Origin of the sequence: Photobacterium sp. 2_MG-2023 (assembly GCF_030547675.1) — a bacterium.
Taxonomy (GTDB): domain Bacteria; phylum Pseudomonadota; class Gammaproteobacteria; order Enterobacterales; family Vibrionaceae; genus Photobacterium; species Photobacterium arenosum.
This window is the reverse complement of record NZ_JAUOQQ010000001.1, coordinates 96,113-120,615: the sequence shown is the minus strand read 5'-3', so window position 1 is coordinate 120,615 and position 24,503 is coordinate 96,113. Positions and strand designations below refer to the sequence as shown.

The window sequence follows — 24,503 nt, the reverse complement described above, 5'->3', positions numbered from 1 at the left end:
ATGCCTTCACCATCAATAACTATGCTGTACCCGTACTCTAATGACAAAAAAACATATCTATATCGCCTACACAGGCGGAACAATTGGAATGCAGAAGTCAGCTCACGGATATATTCCTGTCGCTGGTTTTATGGAACAGCAACTGCAGAACATGCCTGAGTTTCACCGCTCAGAAATGCCTGCATTCACTATCCATGAATATGCGCCACTGATTGACTCTTCAGATATGACTCCTGAAGACTGGCAACGCATTGCTGATGATATTAAGGCCAACTACGACAAGTTTGATGGATTTGTCATTCTTCATGGTACGGACACCATGGCCTATACCGCTTCTGCTTTATCCTTCATGCTGGAAAATCTGGGCAAGCCTGTGATTGTCACCGGCTCGCAAATCCCACTGGCAGAAATGCGCTCAGACGGTCAGAGCAACCTGCTTAATGCGCTGCATCTCGCGGCTAATTACCCGGTTAATGAAGTGACGGTTTTCTTCAATAACCAGCTTCTGCGCGGCAACCGCAGCACAAAAGCCCATGCCGACGGTTTCAATGCTTTTATTTCACCCAATATGCCAGCGCTGATCGAAGCAGGTATCAACATTCAGGTAAAACCAGCCACAGAGCTGAACAAACAGCCGGCAGGTGAGTTTCGGGTACACCAAATTACCCCGCAACCAATCGGTGTGATTACTATGTACCCCGGCATTTCACCTGAAGTTATCCGCAACACCCTGCGCCAGCCGGTCAACGCCATGATCCTGCTGACATTCGGAGTGGGTAATGCGCCGCAAAACGCTGATCTTCTGGCTCAGCTTAAAGAAGCGGCCGACCGCGGCGTCATAGTGGTTAACCTGACTCAGTGCCTGTCCGGAAAAGTGAACATGGATGGCTACGCAACTGGCTGTGCACTGGCGGATGCCGGCGTACTCAGTGGTTATGATATGACTCGGGAAGCCGCACTGGCGAAACTGCACTTTCTGCTCAGCCAGGCGCTGCCAACAGAAAAAGTGCGTGAGCTGATGCAACAGGACATCCGCGGCGAGTTATCCCGCTAATCAAGTTAATCGGACTCCCCCAATTGAGCCGCACTCGTGCGGCTCTTTTTATATCTCAGCTACACTTATAGCAAATTTCGTCTGTTGACTATGAGCAAGGTTGACTATGATTCTGCACGGCGCCTCCATTTCTCCTTTTGTCAGAAAAATCATGCTGGCCTTATCTTACAAAGGGCTGAATTACAACTTACAACCGCTCAACCCGTACCTGGAAAAAGAGTTGGCGCACAAACGCCATCCAATGGGAAAAGTGCCGGTGCTGGAACATGACAGTCTGACAGTTATCGACTCAACAGTTATTGCCCATTACCTTGACGACATCTACCCGGTTCCTCCGCTGTACCCGGGCGATGCCGGTGAAAGAGCAAAAATCCGGTGGCTGGAAGAATATGCCGATACCCGGCTCAGCGCACTGCTCGCTGGCGTGCTCTTCTATCAGAAAATTCTGAGGGGGCAGATTCTGGAAAAAGACGTTGATCAGGATGCCATTGACGACTGCATTCAGCATCATCTGCCGCCGGTTCTGAACTACCTGGAAGAACAAGTGCCGGCAGAAGGTTATATTACGACCCGTTTTTCGATGGCCGAAATTACGCTATGGAGTATTTTCCGCAGTGGCTGGATGGCTGGCTTAAGATTGAAACCTTACTATCCCAAACTGGCCATGTATCTGGAAGGTATTGAGCAAGAGCCCTGGGTGTCTAGTCTGGTGACGGAGGAAGATCATGAATTGAGTGGGTTTTACTGTGACCCTGTGCCTTTCACTGTGCCCAGGCAGTGATAACTGCAGATGAGCGCACCAGCCTTTACAGGGTCATAGGTGTCAGTTTTGCTGTAAAGAGAAACGGGCAATATCTGCCACAGGGGTTTCACTGTCTTCTATGGCAAAATCACGCTTGAGCTCAGATTTAGACTTAAAGCGAATCTCACCACCGGCTGCCACTGTCATATGCTCGGCCTCGGTATTATGACGAGACTGATACAGCATGACGGCCTGCATGGTGGACTCTTTCTGAGCCTCAGTTAATGGGGTGCCATCAGCCCATTTACCTGTTTCAGCCGCCGCCAGTAACTTTTGGTACACCTCTGGGGTCATGGCAGCCAGAATCTGTTGTACATCCATCCCATCTACTCCTCTTCATGCCCGACTATTTCAGGCCACTTGCAATGGTAGGCTACGATAATGACCTGAGTTTGCCAGTCAAGTAGCGTCTTGGTTTTAGTTTTCTTTTGTTTTCGTGATCACACTGCAGCAATGTCACATTATTCTTTCTCTCAGGTCAGTTTCTGCCGATAGGTATTAGGGTATTCTTGATTCTAGTGAACCCACCTATGAGTAACGCACCGCACATGACTTCTTCTGGCAAAAAAACGCGCAACATTTTGTTTTTTTTATCTGCTGTCGTATTTCTGCCAGCCTGCCAGGGCGAGTTTAAAACAACCGACAGTCTTTGCTCGGCACATCCCGAGCTATGTAAAGGACTGAATAACAATGACGGCCAATGCCGTATCCAGCGTACAGATCTCATTTGGCAACGCTATAAACAGCTGAAAACGCCAACTGACATTGAAAAACTGCATACTCTTGAGTTCACCCGCAGCTACCAGTATTGCCTGGAGTATGCCGCAGAAATTGAACCAACCCGCTATAAAGAACGTAAATCAGTGCGGACCGCTGCGCTTATTCACAGTTATGAGGTCATGGAACAGCTAAGCGAAGAGCTGGCTGACTCCAAAGAACCCGAAGTTATTTATGACCGCTGGAGCCAGGGCGAGCACCAGGCTAAGGAAGAATTTCTGAAATTGGAAGGCACAGGCCAGCTTCAGACACCGGAATTGCAACTGGCACTGGCCTCTTTTTATACTGGTGTTGATAAAGCCAAAACTCGCCAGCTTCTGTTAAGAGCTCTGGAGCTTTATCAGGGTAAGGTTAAAGTGAAACCAGACATTATTCTGACACTGGCGACGCAGGCCCATCAGGACAACAACAAAACCGAAGCCTATTTATGGTCAAGAGTAGGTAGCCTGATGGGACTACCCGTGGCCAATTCAGAGACCTTATCGCGCCTGTATCCAATGCCGCAACAAGATAAAAGTCATCTGGATTCCTTAGCAGACAGCATCATACAGAGCATCAGTGCCGGCCATTTTAACCGTGTCTATGTAGAAAAAAATCTGATCTCCCTGCCAAGCCAGCAACCCGACCAGCCACCGTCCTGACAACGCCATCACGGGCAGCACTGCCGTTACTCTACTTCACTAAATTGCAGTGAGACCGAATTGACGCAGTATCGCTGCCCGGTAGAAACCGGCCCATCATCAAATACATGCCCTAAATGACTGTCACACTCAGCGCAGCGAATTTCCGTTCGCTTCATCCCATGACTGGTATCGCTTAAATATCGAATTGAATCAGATTTAACAGGCGCATCAAAACTCGGCCAGCCACATCCCGAATCGTATTTTTGCTCAGAATGAAATAAGGCAATTTGACAACAAGTGCAGTGATATATTCCTGTTTTCTTATTATGCAATAACGTGCCTGAAAAAGGGGCTTCTGTGCCACCTTCCCGACAGACATAATATTGTTCATCTGATAGCAGTTCTTTCCAGTAAGAATTTGTTTTAAAAGCCATTTATCTGCCTGTAAACACAGTTTTCCAAAACCGTACTACTTAAAATTTGCCAATTTTTGCATATATGGCACATACTTTTGCTCGAAAGGTTTTTACATCGAAACAGTGCATTTAAGCATATTCCCCTGTATTTCGGGTACTGAATTAAAACTGAGCTACATCGTTGATTACTTTGCCAGCATTTATAGGTGAACCATTCATCTTTCGGCCAGGATTGTAATAAAAATCCGAAACTTTTTTGATTAAAGACAATTTTAGGTCTGTTTTTGCTTGCAGACCAGCGTTAGATTATGTAATTTTACTACCAGTTATCTTTCATTAGAAATTAAGTTGTGGAGCAACATAATGACTATCAAAGTAGGTATTAACGGTTTTGGCCGCATCGGTCGTTTCGTTTTCCGTGCTTCTGTAGAACGTGATGATATTGAAGTTGTCGGTATCAACGACCTGATCGACGTCGAGTACATGGCTTACATGCTGAAGTACGATTCAACTCACGGCCGTTTCAAAGGCACAGTTGAAGTTAAAGACGGTAACCTGATCGTTAACGGCAAGACTGTACGTGTTACCGCCGAACGCGATCCAGCAAGCCTGAACTGGGGTGCAATCGGTGTTGATGTTGTTGCAGAAGCAACGGGTATCTTCCTGACTGACGAGACTGCACGTAAGCACATCGAAGCGGGTGCAAAGAAAGTGGTTCTGACTGGTCCGTCTAAAGACGACACTCCTATGTTCGTAATGGGTGTGAACCACGAAACTTACCAGGGTCAGGAAATCGTTTCTAACGCGTCTTGTACTACTAACTGTCTGGCACCTATCGCTAAGGTTCTGAACGACAAGTGGGGCATCAAAGACGGTCTGATGACGACTGTTCACGCAACAACTGCTACTCAGAAAACTGTTGACGGTCCTTCTGCGAAAGACTGGCGCGGTGGCCGTGGTGCTTCTCAGAACATCATCCCATCTTCAACTGGTGCGGCTAAAGCTGTAGGTAAAGTCATTCCTGAGCTGAACGGCAAACTGACTGGTATGGCATTCCGCGTTCCAACAGCAGACGTTTCTGTTGTTGACCTGACTGTAAACCTGGAAAAACCTGCTACATACGAAGAAATTAAAGCTGAAATGAAGCGTGCTTCTGAAGCTGAGATGTCTGGCGTACTGGGTTACACAGAAGATGCCGTTGTTTCTCAGGATTTCATCGGTGAAGTACGTACTTCTGTATTCGACGCTGACGCAGGTATCGCTCTGACCGATACTTTCGTTAAGGTTGTTTCCTGGTATGACAACGAGATCGGTTACTCTAATAAAGTACTGGATCTGGTTGCTCACATCTCTAAGTAATACTTAGACGATGATTGAAAAGGCGGCTGATGGCCGCCTTTTTGCTATCTGTCATCCCGGATAGAGTCTCGACGGGCAGAAGTGTCGCCCGCTACCTTCATTGGCTTTTAAAGGAATCACTATGGACTTACGTCAACTCCCGACTTCAACAGTGCTTTCAGAACATATCAGCCTGTGCCGTCTTGATGGTGTGGATATCATTCGAATTCTTCACCCTGAATGCCAGGCAGCTATCTCATTATTTGGTGGTCATCTCTTAAGTTTCCAGCCTCAAGGACACGAAGATCTGATCTGGATGAGTGAAGCCGCCGACTTCTCGGGTAAGTCAGCTCTTCGTGGCGGCATTCCAGTTTGCTGGCCATGGTTCGGTAAAGTGGCCAGTCCATCGCACGGTTTTGCGCGTTCCAGTGTGTGGGAGCTGGAAAGTTTCAACGATCAGCAAAGCCATGTCACTGTCACGCTCACGCTGCATGACTCCCCCAAGTCCCGGGCTATATGGCCCTACCGCTTCCACAACCGGCTCCACTTTGAGTTCGATAAAACCCTCAAAGTCCAACTGACCAGCACCAATACCGACCAACGTCCGTGGCTTATGTCCGGCGCGCTTCATACCTATCTGGCCGTTGGAGACATAATGCAAACGAAATTGTCCGGATTGGGTAATGAATACCTCGACGGTCTGGCCAATCAGCAACGGCTTCCGACCAATGGTGTTTTACAATTCGATGACGCCGTCGACAGAGTTTACTGCCGGGCTGAGGACACGATTTATCTGGAAGATCCTGCCCTGTTTCGCCGTCTTCGCATGCATAACCATGGTCATGACAGCGCCGTGGTCTGGAACCCATGGCAGTCCGGTGCAGCAGGCATGGCTGACATGACACCTGATGGTTACACCACTATGCTGTGTGTGGAATCAGCACTGGCGGGTCAGGGTATTGTGCTGGAACCCGGGCAATCGCACAATCTCAGTACAGAAATCTGCGTCGAGTAACTGCCAGGCTCAGGAAAACCTGAGCCTGCTTTACCCCTGACTTCAACCTCTGATCTCAGGCCTGCATGGTAATATCCGCTTCAATCAGCACCCAGCCGTTACCATCCGGATCATTGAAAGTCGCGAAACGCCCTCCCATTAAGGTCACAATTTCTGACAGACTGACCCCCCGGTTGGTGAGCTCATCGTATGTCGAGGTGATATCATCAGTATGCACCACCAACCCCTGAACAGAACCTGCCCGCATTCCCCCAAATGGCATAACCAGACTAATGGTCGTCTCTGCGCCCTTAGGTGCCAGCTGTATCCAACGTTTATGGCTATCTGCCTTGTGATCCCTGATCAACTCAAATCCCAGTGCATCCCGGTAAAATAAAAGAGCCTGGCTTTGGTCCGATACAGGAATCGACACAGTATCAACCCGCGAAATCGGCATGTATCTCCTCCCCCTCAAGCTACACTTTTCTAGCTTAAATCAGAGCTGTTGATTTAGCTCAAAAAATAAGCAAGCAGTTTGATGGCGTACTCCGCCTCTGAGCCGGTTTCCCAATGCTGAGACATCGCAGATAGCTGGCTGCCTTCGGTGCCTCCCCCTAAAAAACCATCTTCCGCTGACTTTCCCATTACCCGCATCATTTAACGCCAACCCGCACAGCCGAAACCAGATTTCGCACCAGTTCCTACCGTTTGCCCGCTTCAACTCACTTTCCTGAAATAATGCGACTTCAGGCTGGATCTCGGCCCAGGTGAAGTGGCGTTTTTTTGAACAAGATGGCTTGCAGATCCCTGTTGATAGGAGGATAGTACCTCTATGGTAGGTTGTTTTTTGCCCACTATAGTCTGATGTGTCAGCTAAATTTTTCAGCAAAACCAACCACTCACTAAAGCAAATTAATTAGTTAGGTCTAGTCTTAGTTATGAGGGATGTGAAAGATTATTGATTTCGTCCTTTCTAAATGATTGAAGAACGATTCAGGGGGCATACCATGAGTATTTTTGACCACTATCGTCATCGCTATGAAGAAGCCAAGGATGAAGAGCTTTCATTGCAAGAATTCCTTGAGATTTGCCGTAACGATCGCAGTGCTTACGTAAACGCCGCAGAACGTCTTCTGATGGCCATTGGTGAACCGGAAATGGTAGATACCGCGAAAGACCCACGTCTGAGCCGGATATTTTCCAACCGCGTCATGTCACGCTATCCAACGTTTGAAGACTTCTATGGTATGGAAGAGGCCATTGAACAAATTGTTTCTTACCTGAAACATGCCGCTCAGGGCCTGGAAGAACGTAAACAAATCCTCTATCTGCTGGGTCCGGTAGGTGGCGGTAAATCCTCACTGGCTGAAAAGTTAAAAAGTCTGATGCAAAAAGTGCCCATTTATGTGCTGACTGCTAATGGTGAACGCAGTCCGGTAAATGACCACCCATTCTGCCTGTTCGACCCGCTTGAAGACGGCGAAATTCTGAACAAAGAATTTGGCATCCCTCATCGCTATCTGAATAACATTATGTCGCCATGGGCAGCGAAACGCTTGAAAGAATTCGGTGGAGATATCACCAAATTCAAAGTGGTGAAAGTGCGTCCATCCATTCTGCATCAGGTAGGTATCGCGAAAACAGAGCCTGGTGATGAGAACAATCAGGATATTTCATCTTTGGTCGGTAAAGTGGATATCCGTCAGCTTGAGCATTTTGCCCAGGATGACCCGGATGCCTACAGCTACTCAGGTGCGCTGTGTAAAGCCAATCAGGGCATGATGGAATTCGTGGAGATGTTCAAAGCACCGCTGAAAGTGCTGCACCCACTGCTGACCGCCACCCAGGAAGGTAACTATAACGGTACAGAAGGTCTGTCCGCCCTGCCTTTCGATGGCATTATTCTGGCTCACTCCAACGAATCAGAATGGCAGACATTCCGGAACAACAAAAATAATGAGGCGTTTCTCGATCGTGTTTACATAGTGAAAGTGCCTTATTGTCTGCGTGTGTCGGAAGAAATCAAGATTTACGAAAAACTGCTGATGAACAGTGAACTGGCTAACTCGCCATGTTCTCCGAGTACGCTGGATATCCTGGCCCGCTTCTCAGTGCTGTCGCGCCTGAAAGAGCCGGAGAACTCAAGCATGTACTCAAAAATGCGGGTGTATGACGGTGAAACCCTCAAAGACACGGATCCAAAAGCCAAGTCTTATCAGGAATACCGCGATTACGCCGGTGTGGATGAAGGCATGGCCGGTCTGTCGACCCGCTTCGCGTTCAAAATCCTGTCTCGGGTGTTCAACTTCGATCACTCTGAAGTCGCCGCGAACCCGGTTCACCTGTTCTATGTTCTGGAACAACAGATTGAGCGTGAACAGTTCCCGCAGGAAAATGCCGAGAAATACCTGGAGCACCTGAAAGGCTACCTGATTCCCAAATATGTCGAATTCATCGGCAAGGAAATTCAGACCGCTTATCTGGAGTCCTATTCTGAGTACGGCCAGAACATTTTCGACCGTTATGTCAGTTATGCGGACTTCTGGATTCAGGATCAGGAATACCGCGATCCGGAAACAGGTCAGCTGTTCGACCGCGCTGCATTGAACAACGAGCTTGAAAAAATCGAGAAGCCTGCCGGTATCAGTAATCCGAAAGACTTCCGTAACGAGATCGTCAACTTTGTGTTGCGTGCACGTGCCAGCAATGCCGGTAAGAATCCGAACTGGACCAGCTACGAGAAACTGCGCACGGTTATTGAGAAGAAAATGTTCTCAAATACCGAAGAGTTGCTGCCTGTCATCTCGTTCAATGCCAAAACCTCTACGGAGGAGCAGAAGAAGCACGACGATTTTGTCGCCCGTATGATGGAAAAAGGCTATACCCGCAAGCAAGTACGTCTGTTGTCTGAATGGTATCTGCGCGTACGTAAATCATCGTAATTGATGGATGATGATCAAGGGGGAGAGCTTATGGCGCACTTTATCGACCGCAGGCTCAACGGCAAAAATAAGAGCACAGTGAACCGGCAGCGTTTTTTACGCCGGCACAAGCAACAGATCAAAGATTCTATTGCTGATGCCGTCAATAAACGCTCCATCACTGACGTGGAAAGCGGAGAGAGCATTACTATCCCTTCCCGCGACATACGTGAACCCTCGTTCCATCAGGGACGAGGTGGGCAGCGAGAAATCGTCCACCCTGGTAACGATCAGTTCAGCCCTGGTGACCGCATTGAGCGGCCCCAGGGGGGAGCCGGTTCCGGTGGGGCCGGCGAAGGTCAGGCCAGCCCTGATGGCGAGGGACAGGATGACTTTGTCTTTCAAATCTCTAAAGACGAGTATCTGGATCTGTTGTTTGAAGATCTCGAACTCCCTAATCTGAAGAAAAATCAGTTCAACAAACTTGTTGAGTGGAAAACCTTCCGCTCAGGGTTTAAATCTACCGGGGTACCGGCCAATATTGCTATTGTCAGATCCCTGCGGAATTCACTTGCCCGTCGTACCGCAATGACGGCAGCAAAACGTCGCCAGTTACGAGAGCTGGAACTTGAACTCGACAGATTACAAAGCACAGAACCGGCACAGCCGTTTGATGAACAACGTGTGAAAGAAGAAATACAGACACTGCGTGATCGCATCAGCAAAGTGCCTTTTATCGATACCTTTGACCTGAGATACAAAAACTACGAACGTCGCCCCATGCCCAGTAGTCAGGCAGTGATGTTCTGTCTGATGGACGTATCAGGTTCCATGGATCAGGCGACCAAGGATATGGCGAAACGCTTCTATATCCTGCTTTACCTGTTCCTGACACGAACCTACAAAAATGTGGAGGTGGTTTTTATCCGCCACCATACACAGGCTAAAGAAGTAGACGAACACGAGTTTTTCTATTCCCAGGAAACCGGGGGCACCATAGTATCCAGCGCATTGCGGCTGATGGATGAAATCATTAAGAAGCGGTACTCCCCTTCAGAATGGAACATCTATGCCGCGCAGGCTTCAGATGGCGACAACTGGGCGGATGATTCCCCTGGCTGCCGTGAGTTGCTCGACAAGCATATTCTGCCGGTTTCGCGTTATTACTCATACATTGAGATCACCCGTCGGGCTCATCAAACACTGTGGCGTGAATATGAGTCCCTGTTAGGCAATCATGAAAATTTTGCCATGCAGAACATTCGCAGCGTAGAAGACATCTTCCCGGTATTCCGAGAACTGTTCAAAAAACAAGTCCATTAATCCTAAGGTGCAGGGCGACTTAAAAACTCGCCCATCTGCAATCTACACTTAAGGGACAGCGCTGATTATTGGCCGACGCGCATCAGGGGAGTGGGTTATGGAAACAGAGATCAAACAAAAGGCACTCAGTGATGGTCCGGACTGGACATTTGAACTGCTTGATCAATACCACATGGAAATCAAGCGGGTGGCCAACCATTACCGGTTAGACGCCTACCCTAACCAGATCGAGATCATTACTGCCGAACAAATGATGGATGCCTATTCCAGCATCGGCATGCCGATTAACTACAATCACTGGTCATTCGGAAAGCGCTTTATTGAAACGGAGCGTGGTTACAAGCATGGTCAGATGGGGCTGGCGTATGAAATAGTGATCAACTCAGATCCCTGTATCGCCTACCTGATGGAAGAGAATACTATCACCATGCAGGCCCTGGTCATGGCCCATGCCAGCTATGGCCATAATTCATTCTTTAAAGGCAACTACCTGTTCAAAACCTGGACGGATGCCAGCTCAATTATTGATTACCTGCTGTTTGCTAAGAAATACATCTCTGAATGTGAGGAAAAATACGGTGATGTGGAGGTTGAAAAACTGCTCGACTCCTGTCATGCACTGATGAACTACGGCGTTGATCGTTACAAGCGCCCGCAAAAAATCTCGCTGGTTGAAGAAACCGCCCGTCAGAAAGCACGGGAAGACTACCTGCAAACGCAAGTAAATGCTCTGTGGCGCACTATTCCGGCGCAAGCGGAAAAGGATCTCCATAATGAAGAAATCCGTTTTCCTGCTGATCCACAGGAGAACATTCTGTACTTCATTGAAAAACATGCCCCGCTTCTTGAGCCCTGGCAGAGAGAAATCGTGCGGATTGTGCGCAAGATCAGCCAATATTTTTATCCTCAGAAACAGACCCAGGTCATGAATGAAGGCTGGGCGACGTTCTGGCACTACACCATTCTGAACCACCTCTATGATGAAGGGCTGGTAACTGATCGCTTTATGCTTGAGTTCCTGCACAGCCACACCAATGTAGTTGCGCAGCCAACCTACAACAGTCCGTACTATAGCGGCATCAACCCCTATGCCCTCGGGTTTGCCATGTTCCAGGACATACGCCGGATCTGTGAACATCCTACCGAGGAAGATAAGTACTGGTTTCCTGACTTTGCCGGTAAAGACTGGCTGGATACTGTGCATTTTGCAATGGAGAACTTTAAGGACGAGAGTTTCATCAGCCAGTTTTTATCACCCAAACTGATCCGTGATTTTAAATTCTTTGCCGTTGATGACGATGACAGAAACAACTATGTGGAAGTCAATGCTATTCACAATGAAGAAGGGTACAGAGCTATTCGGGAAAAACTGTCGTCACAGTACAATCTGAGTAACAACGAACCGAACTTACAAGTATGGAACGTGGCATTACGTGGCGACAGGTCGCTCACACTAAGGTACGTGCCGCATAACCGGATACCTTTGTCAGACAGCTATAACGAGGTGCTGAAACACCTTCACCGTCTGTGGGGATTTGATGTCATTCTCGAAGAAGAGTTGAGCGATGGCAGAAGTCATATTCTGTCGACCTGCCCTAACAGAAGCAGCAGTTACTCTTCAGAGCTCTGAATTAAAATCTTGCGCAAAAAAAGAGAGGCATTACGCCTCTCTTTTTCATTCACACGGTGATAAGCAGCAGATTACTGCTCTTCTTCGTGCAGATAGCGTGCAATTTCGATACGGTGACTGTACCAGATAGCTCCGCTGTCGCGACCGTATTTTCGAATACGATCTGCTACCAGCTCTGACTGATGATTATCACAATATGACTTCAGATCACGATAATATGCCAACGCCAGCTCACACGCTTCACGGTTCATGAAGTAATACCCACCCACTCGGGTGTAAATCTTACGCAGACCGTTGATTGTCAGAACATACAGGATGTTACCTGAGTGGGTAGCCATTCCCTGAAACATGCGGTAATCAAAATAATTGAAGGCGCGGGCACGGCAAATCTGCTCACACAGCTCCGGCTGTTCCTTACCATATTTATCCACAATTTTTCTGACTTCCAGCAGCAGCTCAGGCTTTACCTCACAGCTTTCCACGAAAGACTCGAAGCTGCTCGCAGCCAGTAGAGATTCGCAGGAATGGATAACATAATCCAGCAACTGGCTGACTTTTTCGCTGTTAGATTTCACCGCATAGCGCATGTAAACGGTGCTGATATCGGTACGGGCAGCCAGCAAATCTTCCAGAACGCGCTGAACATCCTGGCCATCCAGTGTAATAAGGGTATCCAGGATACTCAGTCCTGAAGTATCCATATAATTATTTACCCGGGTTGGCTTACCGTGTTGAATGGTCAGCCATCCATCACGTGCCAAACGCTGCAGCACTTCCCGTAAAGTTGTACGTGTCACACCAATCAGCTCTGATAATTCACGCTCTGCAGGTAAGATTGAACCCTGCGGAAAATGATTATTCCAGATACTCTCAATGATGTATTTCTCAGCAAATGTTGCTGGGCTATCAGCCTTTATAACCATCAGTTAGTATTCCAAACTTGCTTCTTGCTTATCTTTTATAAACTCATCATACCACTAGTTATCGCTGAGTAGAAACCTTGCCTCCGGGAGTTTTGAAGTAAGTTAACAAAGGTGCAATATCCTGCAATCAAACCCTCATCTCAACTTATTGTTCTGGCAGATTTATTTCTAACCATTTCTGGTACAATCTCTAAGTCGTAGTCCATGGTTTGGATTTACACTCTATTTTTGTGTTACGAAATATTAACACCTTAACAAACAATTCATACAATCGGTTAAAATTGCGACCCGTAAATAAGGGGAGTCAGCAATGACAATTCCCCGGAAAGGAAGCGATTTGTCATCAAAATATCAGGGCTTTCAATGACTCGGAAACATTCTGGGCCAGGGCTGAGGTACGCCTGCTGTTTTGTTAACGCCCATAAATAACACAGAGATCAAAAAAATGGCTATCACGCTAGGGAACGCGTTTATTAAGAACTTTCTGGGTAAAGCGCCCGACTGGTATAAACTCACGATCATTGCCTTCTTGGTGATCAACCCCATCGTTTTTTTCTTCATCGACCCTTTTGTCGCTGGCTGGCTACTGGTTGTTGAGTTTATCTTCACTCTGGCAATGGCACTGAAATGCTACCCGCTCCAGCCTGGTGGTCTGCTGGCCATTGAGGCTGTCGCCATCGGCATGACGACACCTGAACTGGTCAAACATGAACTGGTCGCCAATATTGAAGTCTTGCTGCTGCTTATCTTCATGGTGGCGGGCATTTACTTTATGAAGCAGTTGCTGCTGTTCATTTTCACTAAGATATTGATAGGCATCCGCTCAAAAATTCTGCTGTCACTGTCTTTCTGTGTCATGGCAGCCTTCCTGTCGGCATTTTTGGATGCCCTGACTGTGATTGCCGTTGTGATCAGTGTGACCACAGGTTTCTACAGCATCTACCATAAAGTCGCCTCCGGTCAGGAGCCACATGCGTCTCACGACCACACTTCCGACCATGCCATTCAAGAACTGAGCCGCGATGATCTGGAAAACTACCGGGCCTTCCTGCGTAGCCTGTTGATGCATGCTGGTGTGGGTACCGCTCTGGGTGGTGTCATGACCATGGTCGGTGAACCGCAAAACCTGATCATTGCCAATCAGGCGGGCTGGCAGTTTGGCGAATTCTTCCTGCGTATGGCGCCTGTAACCGTGCCGGTTTTCTTTTGCGGCCTCATCACTTGTGCTCTGGTCGAAAAGTTTGGTTTGTGCGGCTACGGCGCCAAGCTTCCTGAAAACGTACGCAACATTCTGATCGACTACGATAACGAAGAACGTAAGCGTCGTACCAATCTGGATATCGCTAAACTCTGGATTCAAGTCATCATAGCCGTCTGGCTGATTGCCGGTCTGGCCCTGCATTTGGCTGCTGTCGGCTTGATTGGTCTGACCGTGATCATCCTGGCTACTGCGTTTACCGGTATCATTGAAGAGCACTCTTTGGGTAAAGCCTTTGAAGAAGCTCTGCCATTCACCGCTCTGCTGGCCGTTTTCTTTTCAGTCGTGGCAGTGATCATTGAGCAAAAACTGTTCAGCCCTATTATTACTGCCGTACTGGAAATGGATGGCAGTGCGCAAATGGGGATGTTCTACATTGCCAACGGGCTGTTATCCATGGTGTCGGATAACGTTTTTGTCGGCACTGTCTATATCAATGAAGTGAAATCAGCGCTGATCGACGGCATGATTGACCGCGAACGCTTCGACATGCTGGCCGTAGCCATCAACACAGGCACCAACCTGCCATCGGTCGCGACGCCAAACGGTCAGGCTGCTTTCCTGTTTGCACTGACATCGGCATTGGCACCGTTGATCCGACTGTCATACGGACGCATGGTCTATATGGCACTGCCATATACACTGGTCTTGTCTCTGGTTGGTCTCGCAGGTATTGAGCTGACGCTGCTCCCTATGACGGAGTGGTTCTATCAAAACGGTTGGTTGTCCGCCGCCAGTGAAGCCATTCCACAATTGGCACCGGTAACTGGACACTAACGGGAATTTCTGGTTCTCTAGGTTGTCATAGCTTAAGCAAAACACTGAGTAACAAGGGGTTGTCGACTTTTGCGTTTACAGCCCCTTCGCTATATCTGACCGAGAGAATTTCATGCAGATGTTAAAAACCTTCAGCCAACGCCGTCTGTCGTGGCTACTGTTGTTAGTTTTCGCCGTCTTCTTCGAAGGCTGCGCCCTGTTTTTCCAGCACGCGATGAATCTGGCGCCCTGCGTCATGTGTATCTATGAGCGCATTGCGATGTTTGGGATTGGTATTGCAGCTCTGGTTGGCCTGATCGCGCCTGAGGTGAGTGTTGTTCGCTGGTCCGGACTGGCGTTATGGGGATACAGCGCCTGGCGTGGTCTGTCTCTGGCACAAGAACATGTCGGCTATCAGTTTAACCCCTCCCCATTTGCTACCTGTGATCTGTTCGTAAAACTGCCTGCCTGGGCACCACTGAATCAATGGGTACCCTGGTTATTCGAAGCTTACGGTGATTGCAGTAAAGTGGTATGGCAATTTCTGGGACAATCCATGCCGCAATGGCTGGTCATCATTTTCGCGGCTAACCTGATTGTCTGGGCTGTCATCGTGCTAGCTCAGTTTGTTAAATCAACCTCAAGCCGATACTGACAACACAGGAGGCACTATGCCTCCTGTGTTCCGTCACTGCTTTCGGCCACAACACTGCTTAAACTTTTTCCCGCTGCCGCACGGACAAGAGTCGTTGCGGCCAACCCCTTTATATGGGTTGATTGACTGCGCAGAGCTGCCCCCTTGCTGTAACTCATCAGCAGCCATTACCACCTCAGAAAGCATAAAAGGCAGATTGGCATACAATGCACTGGGTTCTGGCATACCGCCGACGCCGTCATCTGCCATTTGAGTCAGCGTACCAGCCTCATCAAGAATCAGCATACAGGTCGTCAACAAGGCCGACAGCATTCTGCCGGTGCCATCGGAAATGGTTTTATTTTCCCAGTGCACTGCCACATGCGGCCAAACGGCCAGAAAGCCTTCGGCGAAATGCCCCATGGCCTCTGATACCCCCTGCGCTTCCTGCCACTGCATATCCAAAGGAAGACTGTACTCGCCGGATTTTATGGCCAGGTATTGGTGCTCAAAATGGGCCAGTATGCTGGCTCTGTCTTGCTGACTGATGGTCACTGGCTCATCTTCTGCCAGGCCACCGTTAACCAGCGCGGGCAGCCAGTTATCAGGCTCCATTGCAGCAGGGCTTGCATTTGCAGCAGGGCTTGCATTTGCAGCAAGTAAAGCGCCTTCAATAAAGGCCGGCGGCATGCCTGCCCAGTCATCAGAGAGCGTGATCAATGTGGTCATGGTGTTTTCCTGTTTGTTATTACCGGCGAGTATAACTCAAACGGAAAAGGCCGCAAATGTGACGATTTGTTGTTGAAATTTCATTCAAAACAACGCCAAAATGGCCTTAACGCTAACAGCTGTGGGTAACAAAGATGCAAAGAGAGGTCAGCGCTATTATTGCAGGAGCTACCGGCCTGGTGGGCAACGAGCTTCTGCACCTGCTGCTCGGTAACGGCACCATGGAAAAGGTATACGCCCTGACCCGTGTCGCATTGCCCTACCGCAGTAAAAACCTGGTGCAGATAGTGCATCCTGAATTACGTATCACAGAATGGGAAGATACCGATCCCGTCCCTGAGCTTGGCTTTATTTGCCTGGGCACCACCAAAAAGTCTGCCGGCAGCAAAGCCGGGCTTGAAGCCGTAGATGTAGAGCTGGTCAAGTCGGTGGCGCGCAGTATGTTACAGCTGGGCGTACAGCACCTTGTTGTCATCTCCAGCCTGGGTGCCACGCCCTACTCCCCTTCCTTCTATCTGCGTTGCAAAGCGAAAATGGAGCAGGCACTGAGTGACTTGGGCTTCAGCCATTGCATCTTCGTACGTCCGGGGCCGCTGAGCGGTGAGCGCTCAGAATCACGGCAAGATGAAGTGCTGTTGCAAAAGGGCTTGGAACTCGCGCAGCCTTTGCTTATCGGCCCGCTTTCGCACCTTGTCCCCATTCCGGCCGAAGACCTTGCCCTCACCATGCTGAATCTGGCAATCAAGGCGTTAGAGCTACCACCCACCTCTGCGGAAATTCACAGCGGCAATGCGCTAAGACGACAGGCTGCAGATACTCAGCGCCCTCAAGCCTGACAGATACTGAGCAAAAGGTGACAAGCCAGCTTAACCACACTACAATCTCGCCTCTTAACTGAACAGCAGTAATCTGAGGCTATGAGACTGATACTTGGCCCGATGGAAGGTGTGCTTGACCACCTGATGCGGGAAATGCTCACTGAAATCAATGACTACGATCTGTGCGTGACTGAGTTTGTCCGCGTGATCGACCAGCGCCTGCCCAAAAGTGTCTTCTATCGTCTGTGCCCGGAGTTACTGCAAGGTGGAAAAACCCTGTCAGGCACACCTGTTCGTGTTCAGTTACTCGGACAAGATCCGGACTGGATGGCCGAAAACGCCCATCTTGCGGCTTCGCTGGGCTCTCCCGGTATCGATATCAACTTTGGCTGCCCGGCAAAGTCAGTCAATAAAAGCCGGGGAGGTGCGGTATTACTGCAAGAACCCGAGCTGATGTATCAGATCGTCAAAGCCGTCCGTGATGCGGTTGACCCGCGGGTGCCAGTCTCGGCCAAAGTCCGTTTAGGCTGGGATGATCCGGGTCACTGCTTTGAGATCACCGATGCGGTTTCGCAGGCCAAAGCGGATGAAATCACCATTCATGCCCGCACCAAAACCGATGGCTATAAAGCCGAGGCGATAAAATGGGATTACATACGTCAGGTAAAACAGACAGCACAGCTTTCAATCGTAGCGAACGGTGAAGTCTGGAACCATGCCGACGGGCAAGAGTGTATGAAAGCCACGCAAGCCGATGCTCTGATGGTGTGTCGCGGCGCGCTCAACCTGCCTAACCTGGGCAATGTAGTCAAATATAATCACCCCCACATGGTATGGGAGACGGTGCTGGATCTGCTGCTGAAATATTCCGGTTACGAAATCAAAGGGGATAAAGGCTTGTATTACCCAAACCGTGTCAAACAGTGGTTTGCTTACCTTCGCCACGAATACCCGCAAGCCAAAGCTCTGTTTGCTGATGTCCGCCGCCATAATAAGGCCGCTCCTATTGTCGAAGTGCTGCAATCTGCAAAAACGCAATTGTTACGGCAAGCCTGCTAGTTGCAGCGCAACTGACACAAAAACGTCATAAACAACACTTAGGCTTGAAACATGGAGAGCCTTGAATAAGTGGGACTTAGAATGAAAGTGTTGTTTATCAGCCGTCACAATACTTGCCGAAGTATCCTTGCGGAAGCTGTCGCTAAACGTTTTTTACCGGCTCATTTTCACATCGCCAGTGCAGGCTCTGACCCAAAAGGTGAGTTGCCTGCATTCATACAAACTTACCTCAGCGCAATGGGCCTGAATCCGGCTGATTACCGAAGCAAGTCCTGGGAAGAGTTTTCACGGTTCCATCCTGATATTGTGATTTCTGTCGGCGATAGCCAGCATGGCGAACCTTGTCCGAACTGGCTGGCAGACGGCATACGGGTGAGCTGGGATTTACCCAATCCCTTGACGCTCAGCCAAGACCCGGATGAGCAGGAAAAGGCCTGTGAACAAACCGCACTGCTGCTGAAACATCACGTCGATACACTGAGCACACTAGCGATAGACAGTCTCAGTGCGGAAGAGATAAAGACAAAGCTCAGCCAAACCGCCTTGTAGCGCGTCGAATGTCATTTCATCCAGCTTAGTCGGCGTCAGACTGCGGGCAACGGACACTAGCGATTCGGGTGATTTAAAATGTGGTCCTCCCAGTCGATAACATCAATTTCGTACACGACTGTATCGCGGACCGACTGATTTGCCGCATGCATGGCGTCTTTGGAGCCGGTAATTAACGGGTGCCATTCCGGCAAGGGCTGACCTTCGGCCAGCAGGCGATAGGCGCAGGTGTCCGGCAACCAGCTGAACTCATCAATGCGCTCGCGGGTAAGCTTGAGGCACTCTTCGCCCGATTCAAACCGGTTGGCATAGTCTTTACATGAACAGGTTTGGTCATCAAGTAGACTGCAGGCAACATTAGTGTAATAAACTTCATCGGTATCATCGTCGATAAGTTTATGCAGACAGCACTTACCGCAACCGTCACACAGCGATTCCCACTCTGTATCTGTCATTGCTGTCAGGTCTTTCTCTTGCCAAAATGCTGCCATCACTGTGCCCCAATATCATGCGTTATTCGCCCTCTTATTGTAGGGATAAGAGGAAACAAGGCGGTGTTATAGCTGTCTGCCCGGCAAAGTGCAAGCCTCAGTCCGGATTTCCTTTCTTTGGCAGGCACACAACAGCCGCAAAGGTTGATTCCCGATACTATGGGTGATAATTTGCGCCACCAGCGTGAACGGCCAGTGATACTGGCCGGAATCACGAACGTGTCCACGAACATGTTCACGACTGTGTTCACGAAGTGTCACTGTTGAATAAGACTGCCAGATAAGTATAGAAGGTTGGAATGGATTGTCGTTTAGGCTGCGGAGCCTGTTGTATTGCCCCGAGTATTTCTTCCCCCATTCCGGGTATGCCTGATGGCAAACCTGCCGGGGTGCGCTGTATTCAGCTAAACGACAATAATCTGTGCAAGCTTTTTGGCAAGCCGGAAAGACCGGCAGTATGTCATCACTTCAAACCCTGTCCGGATCTCTGCGGCACCACCAATCAGCAAGCGCTGTTCAACCTGACAGAGCTGGAGCAGATCTCAGACGTTCACTTTGCCGGATAATATTCGCAAGGCTGATTTGGCATGCTCTAATGCCTGATGGCCCGAGCTGGTCAGATAGCCGCCATCGGGTTGAGTGACGAGCCCTTTATCATACAAACGCTGTGCGGCAGAGATCATCTCAGAACTCGCGTCATGATTAACCTTGATCCCCTCCATATCACTGTGCATCGGGAACTTAACCAGCAGATTCAATTCTTGTACTAACTCTGGTGTCAGGGGCATAGCGACCTCTCCTCTTAAGAACTTATCTCCAAGCATAGTGAGAGAAACCCAAAGTCGCTGCGGTTTAGATCAAAACAACAGTAATTATCTGAAAAAAAAGAAAACCGCTTACCCCTCTCCGGGATAAGCGGTTTATGAAACGCTGAGTTTCTAAGGGTCTTTATACCCAGTCTGTCAGGCTTGAATACCGACAATCAGCCAAGGTGCATTCGGTGCGCTCAGATCACGCTCCAAATGCCAGATATCAGAGATATCTTCTTCTACCCCTTCATGGCTATCTTTGTAGCGCCCTGCAAACTTCACGCTCAGATGAGCGGTATTGGCATTGTAATCAGCACGAACCAGCTCTGCATCAACGTACATCACTTCAGTGTGCTGCTCGCCATCCAGCTTGTTACGCTCTGCTTTTAAGTCTTCAAACAGTGCCGGGCTGACATACTCACGGATGGTTTCCAGCTCATTGTAATTCCAGGCGCCTTGCAGTGTGCGGTAATGCTCACGAGCACCTTGCAAAAAAGCATTCATGTCAAAGCCAGGAGGCAGATTGAACGGCACATCACTATCGGTTGCGCGATACTCAGGCTGTGCACTCGCCGCACCGGTAAATGCATCCGCTTGCTGACGGTGCTGTGCCTGGGGTGAGTCACCGGCATACGCCTGCTGATGCCCCATTGCCGTCGGCTTGGTTTTGCGCATGCCTTTGAGGAACTTGAAAATCAGAAAAGCGATCAGGCCAAAAATCAGGATATCCATAAACTGAATACCTTCAAATGCCCCACCGAAGAATGCTGCCAGCAGTCCACCGGCAAGTAATCCGCCCAGCAGTCCGCCCATCAAGCCTTTTTTGCCGGCTGATGCCGTTGGGTTCTGTTTACTGATCGTATCTGTTTGCTGCGGTTGCTGTTTTTGCGCCGGAGCTGTTTTAAAGCTCTTGCCCAAAGATTTACTGCCGCCAAACTTTTTCGCTTCTGCGTGCGGAGCAGTGAAAGACACAGCCACCAGTAACGCGAACATGGTTATATAGCGTTTCATCAATCCTTTACCTTTGCCTATAAAATGCAATCCTTATGCATCCTAGCTGGGGGGATGGTAAAGTCAATCAGGTCTGTCGGCCAAATTGTTACCAAATTTAGCAGGATCGCCGAATATGCTCCCTGTAAACCATTACACTTTTCAACAACAAGCTGACATCACTTCATAGTCAACAATGCGATCTTCTACGGCTAAGCTAATGAAATGGCTTGTTACTTTGTGTACATCCCACCTAGTATTAGGCAAGACCTACTTATCTCAATTCGCATACAGTGAGGCAATCACCATGCATGAAGCGACGCATCAGAACACACACAGTAAACTGATAGGTTATTTGCTTTGGATTTTTGGCTTTACCGGTGCCCACCGCTTTTATTACGGCAAACCTGTGACCGGCACACTGTGGTTCTTCACTCTGGGTCTGTTGGGCATTGGCTGGCTGATCGATCTGTTCCTGATCCCCGGCATGGACAAAGAAGCGGATCTTCGTTTCCAAAGTGGCGAACTGGACTATAACATTGCCTGGTTGCTGCTTACCTTTCTGGGTGTCTTCGGCGTGCACCGTATGTACATGGGAAAATGGATAAGCGGACTCTTGTATTTACTGACGTTTGGCTTTTTCCTGATTGGTGTTTTGATTGATTTCTGGACCCTGAATGAGCAGGTTTCGGTCAAAAATGCCGAACGCCGTTAATACAGGTAAATAGAGACATTCTTGACCCGGAAGTTTTGTTGCCCATAGAATATTGAACATTGTTCTATATTCTATACTTTTTATAGCACACGCAGTCTGTGCTATAAGGCAGCCAGCAAACTGTCCGGCCTTTTATTTGTGCTTAGCGCACCATGTAGGGAAGATCATGGCAAGACGAAACGATCACACGCGGGAAGAGCTCATCAGCATGACACTTGAGCAAGTCAAAAAGTTTCTCAGCGAGCACCCCCATCACGAACTCAGTTTACGTAAAGTGGCCGCAATGATTGGCTATGTGCCCAGCACCTTAGTCAATGTGTTTGGCAACTATAACCTGCTGTTACTCCATGCTGTTGCCCAAACCATGGATGAACTGTTTGCTGAGGCTGAAAAGCAGTTGCAGCAGTCAGAGTCTACAACAGACGCACTGCGCAAACTTGCCTACTGCTATCTCAATTTTGCGGTGGATAATCCTTACCGCTGGCAGCTGATTTTCCAGCACACCATGAATGGCGAGGAACTGCCTGAGTGGCAGAATGAACGCATCAACAACATGATCAACATGCTGGAAAGCCTTATCCGCCAGCTCATCCCCGACCAATCCGAAACCGCGGTGATGGAAGCCAGCCGTGTCTTATGGGCTGGCGTGCATGGCATTACCCTGCTGACCGTTGACGATAAGCTCTTCACCTCAACGCCCGTTGACGGAAAAGCGCTGATCGACAACCTGCTGGACACTTACCTGAACAATTGGCAGGTATGAAGGAGTCCAGCCAGATGAGTCATTCACAATCCGCTTTACTGACCCAACGCCGTTTTCTCCCTTATTTCATTACCCAGGCGCTGGGTGCGTTTAACGACAACATTTATAAAAATGTTCTGCTAATTCTGATCGCTTTTTCAGCGCCGGGCACTTTGCCATTTGAGTCCGATTTCATTATCAACCTGGCCGCCGGTATCTTTATTTTGCCTTTCTTTTTGTTCTCGGCGTCTGCCGGTGTTCTGGCTGATTCCTATGACAAAGCCAGCATCATGCGAAAAGTGAAAATGGCTGAAATCATCATTATGGCTATGGCGGCTGTGGCTTTTGTGGCAGAAAATTATACCGCCTTACTGCTGCTGTTGTTCCTGATGGGCTCGCAATCGGCTTTCTTTGGCCCGGCCAAGTATGCCTTGTTGCCTCAGCACCTGAAAAAGGAAGAACTGGTTTCCGGCAATGCGTTGGTTGAGACAGGGACATTCCTGGCCATACTGATCGGTACCCTGCTTGCGGGGATCATTGCCGATCAGCAAGCAGCGAGAACCATAGCGGCAGTGGCTGTGGTATCGTTCGCTGTCTTAGGCTATGCCAGTTCGCGTTATATCCCTGCAGCCAAGCCCTGCGGTGCAGGTCAGCGGTTTCGCTGGCAGCCGATCAGACAAACCCGCAAAACGCTGTCTATTGCAGCAAAAGATAAAGTGGTGTTGCAGTGCGTGCTGGGGATCAGCTGGTTCTGGTTTCTGGGGGCAAGTTATCTGACCCAGTTTCCCAACTTCGCCAAGTTATACCTTGGCGGTAATGCCGCTTCGGTTTCAGTATTGCTGACCTTGTTTTCCATCGGTATCGCTATCGGCTCACTGCTGTGCGACCGCCTGTCTGGCCATCGTATCGAGCCGGGCATCGTTCCGCTGGGCTCACTCGGCATCACCCTGTTTGGTGCAGACCTGATGTTCGCGACCCCTGATATAGCGCCAGTGTCAGACTCACTGTGGGCCTTTCTGACCCAACCGGATCTGATTCGGGTGTTCTTCTCACTGACCATGCTGGGTGTGTCTGGCGGTATCTATATCGTGCCACTGTATGCCATGATGCAAAACCGCGCCGAGCCGTCGGAGCGGGCGCAGGTGATTGCGGCGAACAATATCTGGAATGCCATTTTCATGGTCGTCAGCTCAGTGACAGCGATCGTTTTCCTGTCAGTACTGTCTTTGTCGATACCGCAGTTCTTCCTCTTCCTGGCGGTTCTCAATCTGCTGGTGCTGGGGTATATCTACCTGCAGGCGCCCGATTTTTTCTGGCGATTTATCATTTGGATTGTCAGCCACACCTTGTACCGGGTAAGCCACCAGCAGTTGGAGAACATTCCGAAGCAGGGCGGTGCATTAATTGTCTGCAACCATGTCAGCTATATGGATGCCTTGCTGCTGGCCGGTGCCTGCCCTCGCCCGATACGCTTTATCATGGATGAGGACATATTCAAACTGCCACTCATTAAAGCCTTCTGCAGCGCCTGTAAAGTCATTCCTATTGCCGCAAAAGACAGGCGATCTATTCAAAAAGCTTTTGAGGAAGTGGAATACTATCTGTCTCAAGGCGAATTAGTGTGTATCTTCCCTGAAGGAAAGCTCACCCATGATGGAGAAGTCGGGCCTTTCATGCGGGGTGTGGATCTCATCCTGAAACGCTCCCCTGCGCCTGTCATTCCGATGGCACTGCAAGGTTTGTGGGGCAGTTACTTCAGCCGTGAAGGCGGTAAAGCCTTGCTGAAGTGGCCGAAACGTTTCTGGTCGCGTGTGACTATTGTCGCCGGGACCCCGGTGAATGCGCAATCAGCCAATAGCGCGGCTTTACGTGAGACCGTTATTGCGCTGCGAGGCGAATCTCGCTAATACACTGACAAAACGGAAAGTGCGTGGTTTTGCGCTTTCCGTTTTTATCCTGCCTTAAAAATTTATACAGAATAATCCACCAACATATAAATCAATAACAATCATTAAAACCAGCCATTATCCAGTGAAGCCGAGATATCATCGGCCTCACACCTCACAGACCACTTTTCACTCTTTTAGTTTATTATTCTGATAAACATTAAAATTACGCCCCTTCACATAATTTTTTCCTGCAAACCCTTTAT

General features: G+C 49.1%; 26 protein-coding genes. 17 read left to right on the top strand and 9 right to left on the bottom strand.

Annotated features, from left to right (window positions below):
* The first annotated feature begins 40 nt into the window (after positions 1-40).
* Together ansA and Q4491_RS00530 are read left to right on the top strand one after the other, a co-directional pair.
* The gene (gene ansA, locus Q4491_RS00535; protein WP_192015127.1) at positions 41-1,054 is read left to right on the top strand and encodes an asparaginase; all 1,014 of its coding nucleotides are present in this window, start codon (positions 41-43) and stop codon (positions 1,052-1,054) included.
* A 106-nt stretch (positions 1,055-1,160) separates the two neighbouring features.
* Positions 1,161-1,835: a glutathione S-transferase family protein gene (locus Q4491_RS00530; protein ID WP_303453288.1), complete on the top strand. Its 675-nt coding sequence runs from the start codon at positions 1,161-1,163 to the stop codon at positions 1,833-1,835.
* Between the two features lie 42 nt (positions 1,836-1,877).
* On the opposite strand, the gene Q4491_RS00525 is transcribed toward Q4491_RS00530, so the two are convergent.
* Positions 1,878-2,177 carry a YeaC family protein gene (locus Q4491_RS00525; protein WP_218382882.1) on the bottom strand — a complete coding sequence of 100 codons (300 nt, stop codon included), beginning with the start codon at positions 2,175-2,177 and terminating at the stop codon, positions 1,878-1,880.
* A gap of 209 nt (positions 2,178-2,386) precedes the next feature.
* On the opposite strand from Q4491_RS00525, the gene Q4491_RS00520 reads away from it, so the two are divergent.
* The gene (locus tag Q4491_RS00520; protein ID WP_303453280.1) at positions 2,387-3,274 is read left to right on the top strand and encodes a DUF2989 domain-containing protein; all 888 of its coding nucleotides are present in this window, start codon (positions 2,387-2,389) and stop codon (positions 3,272-3,274) included.
* Positions 3,275-3,300: 26 nt separating this feature from the next.
* Here the strand turns inward: Q4491_RS00520 and msrB are convergent, their stop codons facing one another.
* The gene (msrB, locus tag Q4491_RS00515) at positions 3,301-3,690 is read right to left on the bottom strand and encodes a peptide-methionine (R)-S-oxide reductase MsrB (RefSeq protein WP_192015124.1); all 390 of its coding nucleotides are present in this window, start codon (positions 3,688-3,690) and stop codon (positions 3,301-3,303) included.
* Between the two features lie 345 nt (positions 3,691-4,035).
* On the opposite strand from msrB, the gene gap reads away from it, so the two are divergent.
* Positions 4,036-5,031: a type I glyceraldehyde-3-phosphate dehydrogenase gene (gene gap, locus Q4491_RS00510; protein WP_027252825.1), complete on the top strand. Its 996-nt coding sequence runs from the start codon at positions 4,036-4,038 to the stop codon at positions 5,029-5,031.
* Positions 5,032-5,152: 121 nt separating this feature from the next.
* Positions 5,153-6,025 (top strand): D-hexose-6-phosphate mutarotase, encoded by an 873-nt coding sequence (locus tag Q4491_RS00505; RefSeq protein ID WP_303453275.1) that lies wholly within the window; start codon positions 5,153-5,155, stop codon positions 6,023-6,025.
* Positions 6,026-6,080: 55 nt separating this feature from the next.
* Here the strand turns inward: Q4491_RS00505 and Q4491_RS00500 are convergent, their stop codons facing one another.
* The gene (locus tag Q4491_RS00500; protein ID WP_027252827.1) at positions 6,081-6,461 is read right to left on the bottom strand and encodes a VOC family protein; all 381 of its coding nucleotides are present in this window, start codon (positions 6,459-6,461) and stop codon (positions 6,081-6,083) included.
* Between the two features lie 53 nt (positions 6,462-6,514).
* On the bottom strand, positions 6,515-6,649 hold the full coding sequence (locus Q4491_RS00495; protein ID WP_269093339.1) for a hypothetical protein: 135 nt from the start codon (positions 6,647-6,649) through the stop codon (positions 6,515-6,517).
* 362 nt (positions 6,650-7,011) lie between these two features.
* On the opposite strand from Q4491_RS00495, the gene Q4491_RS00490 reads away from it, so the two are divergent.
* From Q4491_RS00490 to Q4491_RS00480, 3 genes are all read left to right on the top strand, one after another.
* Positions 7,012-8,946 (top strand): PrkA family serine protein kinase, encoded by a 1,935-nt coding sequence (locus Q4491_RS00490; RefSeq protein WP_192015122.1) that lies wholly within the window; start codon positions 7,012-7,014, stop codon positions 8,944-8,946.
* A gap of 30 nt (positions 8,947-8,976) precedes the next feature.
* Entirely contained in the window at positions 8,977-10,248 is a 1,272-nt protein-coding gene (locus tag Q4491_RS00485; protein WP_192015121.1) for a YeaH/YhbH family protein, read from the top strand.
* A 97-nt stretch (positions 10,249-10,345) separates the two neighbouring features.
* Positions 10,346-11,878, top strand: a complete 1,533-nt coding sequence (locus Q4491_RS00480) for a SpoVR family protein (RefSeq protein WP_192015120.1) — start codon at positions 10,346-10,348, stop codon at positions 11,876-11,878.
* A 71-nt stretch (positions 11,879-11,949) separates the two neighbouring features.
* Here the strand turns inward: Q4491_RS00480 and fadR are convergent, their stop codons facing one another.
* Positions 11,950-12,801 carry a fatty acid metabolism transcriptional regulator FadR gene (gene fadR, locus Q4491_RS00475; protein WP_192015119.1) on the bottom strand — a complete coding sequence of 284 codons (852 nt, stop codon included), beginning with the start codon at positions 12,799-12,801 and terminating at the stop codon, positions 11,950-11,952.
* A 445-nt stretch (positions 12,802-13,246) separates the two neighbouring features.
* Here fadR and nhaB point away from each other — a divergent pair, with 445 nt between their 5' ends.
* Together nhaB and dsbB are read left to right on the top strand one after the other, a co-directional pair.
* A complete protein-coding gene (gene nhaB, locus Q4491_RS00470) occupies positions 13,247-14,836 on the top strand; it encodes a Na(+)/H(+) antiporter NhaB (protein ID WP_192015118.1) in 1,590 nt (529 codons plus the stop codon).
* Between the two features lie 112 nt (positions 14,837-14,948).
* Positions 14,949-15,470 (top strand): disulfide bond formation protein DsbB, encoded by a 522-nt coding sequence (dsbB, locus tag Q4491_RS00465; RefSeq protein ID WP_303453262.1) that lies wholly within the window; start codon positions 14,949-14,951, stop codon positions 15,468-15,470.
* A 33-nt stretch (positions 15,471-15,503) separates the two neighbouring features.
* Here the strand turns inward: dsbB and Q4491_RS00460 are convergent, their stop codons facing one another.
* On the bottom strand, positions 15,504-16,178 hold the full coding sequence (locus Q4491_RS00460; RefSeq protein ID WP_303453259.1) for a YecA family protein: 675 nt from the start codon (positions 16,176-16,178) through the stop codon (positions 15,504-15,506).
* Between the two features lie 134 nt (positions 16,179-16,312).
* Here Q4491_RS00460 and Q4491_RS00455 point away from each other — a divergent pair, with 134 nt between their 5' ends.
* The 3 genes from Q4491_RS00455 (at position 16,313) to Q4491_RS00445 (ending at position 18,604) form a co-directional block, all read left to right on the top strand.
* Positions 16,313-17,014 carry an NAD-dependent epimerase/dehydratase family protein gene (locus Q4491_RS00455; RefSeq protein ID WP_192015115.1) on the top strand — a complete coding sequence of 234 codons (702 nt, stop codon included), beginning with the start codon at positions 16,313-16,315 and terminating at the stop codon, positions 17,012-17,014.
* Between the two features lie 81 nt (positions 17,015-17,095).
* On the top strand, positions 17,096-18,055 hold the full coding sequence (gene dusC / locus Q4491_RS00450) for a tRNA dihydrouridine(16) synthase DusC (protein WP_218382875.1): 960 nt from the start codon (positions 17,096-17,098) through the stop codon (positions 18,053-18,055).
* Between the two features lie 81 nt (positions 18,056-18,136).
* Positions 18,137-18,604, top strand: a complete 468-nt coding sequence (locus Q4491_RS00445; RefSeq protein ID WP_303453252.1) for an arsenate reductase ArsC — start codon at positions 18,137-18,139, stop codon at positions 18,602-18,604.
* A 56-nt stretch (positions 18,605-18,660) separates the two neighbouring features.
* Here the strand turns inward: Q4491_RS00445 and Q4491_RS00440 are convergent, their stop codons facing one another.
* Positions 18,661-19,095, bottom strand: coding sequence for a YcgN family cysteine cluster protein (locus Q4491_RS00440; RefSeq protein ID WP_192015112.1), 435 nt, complete (start codon positions 19,093-19,095; stop codon positions 18,661-18,663).
* A gap of 299 nt (positions 19,096-19,394) precedes the next feature.
* Between Q4491_RS00440 and Q4491_RS00435 the strand changes: the two genes are divergently transcribed.
* Entirely contained in the window at positions 19,395-19,661 is a 267-nt protein-coding gene (locus Q4491_RS00435) for a YkgJ family cysteine cluster protein (RefSeq protein WP_027252838.1), read from the top strand.
* Here Q4491_RS00435 and Q4491_RS00430 read toward each other — a convergent pair.
* Positions 19,638-19,883 carry a TIGR02647 family protein gene (locus tag Q4491_RS00430; RefSeq protein ID WP_192015111.1) on the bottom strand — a complete coding sequence of 82 codons (246 nt, stop codon included), beginning with the start codon at positions 19,881-19,883 and terminating at the stop codon, positions 19,638-19,640. The two genes, Q4491_RS00435 and Q4491_RS00430, sit on opposite strands and share 24 nt — an antisense overlap.
* 174 nt (positions 19,884-20,057) lie before the next feature.
* Positions 20,058-20,915, bottom strand: coding sequence for a Tim44 domain-containing protein (locus Q4491_RS00425; RefSeq protein ID WP_192015110.1), 858 nt, complete (start codon positions 20,913-20,915; stop codon positions 20,058-20,060).
* A 286-nt stretch (positions 20,916-21,201) separates the two neighbouring features.
* Here Q4491_RS00425 and Q4491_RS00420 point away from each other — a divergent pair, with 286 nt between their 5' ends.
* The 3 genes from Q4491_RS00420 (at position 21,202) to Q4491_RS00410 (ending at position 24,258) form a co-directional block, all read left to right on the top strand.
* A complete protein-coding gene (locus tag Q4491_RS00420) occupies positions 21,202-21,609 on the top strand; it encodes a TM2 domain-containing protein (protein WP_027252841.1) in 408 nt (135 codons plus the stop codon).
* A 166-nt stretch (positions 21,610-21,775) separates the two neighbouring features.
* Positions 21,776-22,372, top strand: coding sequence for a TetR/AcrR family transcriptional regulator (locus tag Q4491_RS00415; protein WP_161446525.1), 597 nt, complete (start codon positions 21,776-21,778; stop codon positions 22,370-22,372).
* Positions 22,373-22,386: 14 nt separating this feature from the next.
* Complete coding sequence (locus Q4491_RS00410; protein ID WP_303453235.1) at positions 22,387-24,258, top strand: MFS transporter; 1,872 nt, start codon at positions 22,387-22,389, stop codon at positions 24,256-24,258.
* Positions 24,259-24,503 lie beyond the last annotated feature (245 nt).

Coding starts and splice junctions, on each gene's coding strand:
- ansA (WP_192015127.1), top strand. CDS start 41: ATGACAAAAAAACATATCTATATCGCCTACACAGGCGGAACAATTGGA.
- Q4491_RS00530 (WP_303453288.1), top strand. CDS start 1,161: ATGATTCTGCACGGCGCCTCCATTTCTCCTTTTGTCAGAAAAATCATG.
- Q4491_RS00525 (WP_218382882.1), bottom strand. CDS start 2,177: ATGGATGTACAACAGATTCTGGCTGCCATGACCCCAGAGGTGTACCAA.
- Q4491_RS00520 (WP_303453280.1), top strand. CDS start 2,387: ATGAGTAACGCACCGCACATGACTTCTTCTGGCAAAAAAACGCGCAAC.
- msrB (WP_192015124.1), bottom strand. CDS start 3,690: ATGGCTTTTAAAACAAATTCTTACTGGAAAGAACTGCTATCAGATGAA.
- gap (WP_027252825.1), top strand. CDS start 4,036: ATGACTATCAAAGTAGGTATTAACGGTTTTGGCCGCATCGGTCGTTTC.
- Q4491_RS00505 (WP_303453275.1), top strand. CDS start 5,153: ATGGACTTACGTCAACTCCCGACTTCAACAGTGCTTTCAGAACATATC.
- Q4491_RS00500 (WP_027252827.1), bottom strand. CDS start 6,461: ATGCCGATTTCGCGGGTTGATACTGTGTCGATTCCTGTATCGGACCAA.
- Q4491_RS00495 (WP_269093339.1), bottom strand. CDS start 6,649: ATGGGAAAGTCAGCGGAAGATGGTTTTTTAGGGGGAGGCACCGAAGGC.
- Q4491_RS00490 (WP_192015122.1), top strand. CDS start 7,012: ATGAGTATTTTTGACCACTATCGTCATCGCTATGAAGAAGCCAAGGAT.
- Q4491_RS00485 (WP_192015121.1), top strand. CDS start 8,977: ATGGCGCACTTTATCGACCGCAGGCTCAACGGCAAAAATAAGAGCACA.
- Q4491_RS00480 (WP_192015120.1), top strand. CDS start 10,346: ATGGAAACAGAGATCAAACAAAAGGCACTCAGTGATGGTCCGGACTGG.
- fadR (WP_192015119.1), bottom strand. CDS start 12,801: ATGGTTATAAAGGCTGATAGCCCAGCAACATTTGCTGAGAAATACATC.
- nhaB (WP_192015118.1), top strand. CDS start 13,247: ATGGCTATCACGCTAGGGAACGCGTTTATTAAGAACTTTCTGGGTAAA.
- dsbB (WP_303453262.1), top strand. CDS start 14,949: ATGCAGATGTTAAAAACCTTCAGCCAACGCCGTCTGTCGTGGCTACTG.
- Q4491_RS00460 (WP_303453259.1), bottom strand. CDS start 16,178: ATGACCACATTGATCACGCTCTCTGATGACTGGGCAGGCATGCCGCCG.
- Q4491_RS00455 (WP_192015115.1), top strand. CDS start 16,313: ATGCAAAGAGAGGTCAGCGCTATTATTGCAGGAGCTACCGGCCTGGTG.
- dusC (WP_218382875.1), top strand. CDS start 17,096: ATGAGACTGATACTTGGCCCGATGGAAGGTGTGCTTGACCACCTGATG.
- Q4491_RS00445 (WP_303453252.1), top strand. CDS start 18,137: ATGAAAGTGTTGTTTATCAGCCGTCACAATACTTGCCGAAGTATCCTT.
- Q4491_RS00440 (WP_192015112.1), bottom strand. CDS start 19,095: ATGGCAGCATTTTGGCAAGAGAAAGACCTGACAGCAATGACAGATACA.
- Q4491_RS00435 (WP_027252838.1), top strand. CDS start 19,395: ATGGATTGTCGTTTAGGCTGCGGAGCCTGTTGTATTGCCCCGAGTATT.
- Q4491_RS00430 (WP_192015111.1), bottom strand. CDS start 19,883: ATGCCCCTGACACCAGAGTTAGTACAAGAATTGAATCTGCTGGTTAAG.
- Q4491_RS00425 (WP_192015110.1), bottom strand. CDS start 20,915: ATGAAACGCTATATAACCATGTTCGCGTTACTGGTGGCTGTGTCTTTC.
- Q4491_RS00420 (WP_027252841.1), top strand. CDS start 21,202: ATGCATGAAGCGACGCATCAGAACACACACAGTAAACTGATAGGTTAT.
- Q4491_RS00415 (WP_161446525.1), top strand. CDS start 21,776: ATGGCAAGACGAAACGATCACACGCGGGAAGAGCTCATCAGCATGACA.
- Q4491_RS00410 (WP_303453235.1), top strand. CDS start 22,387: ATGAGTCATTCACAATCCGCTTTACTGACCCAACGCCGTTTTCTCCCT.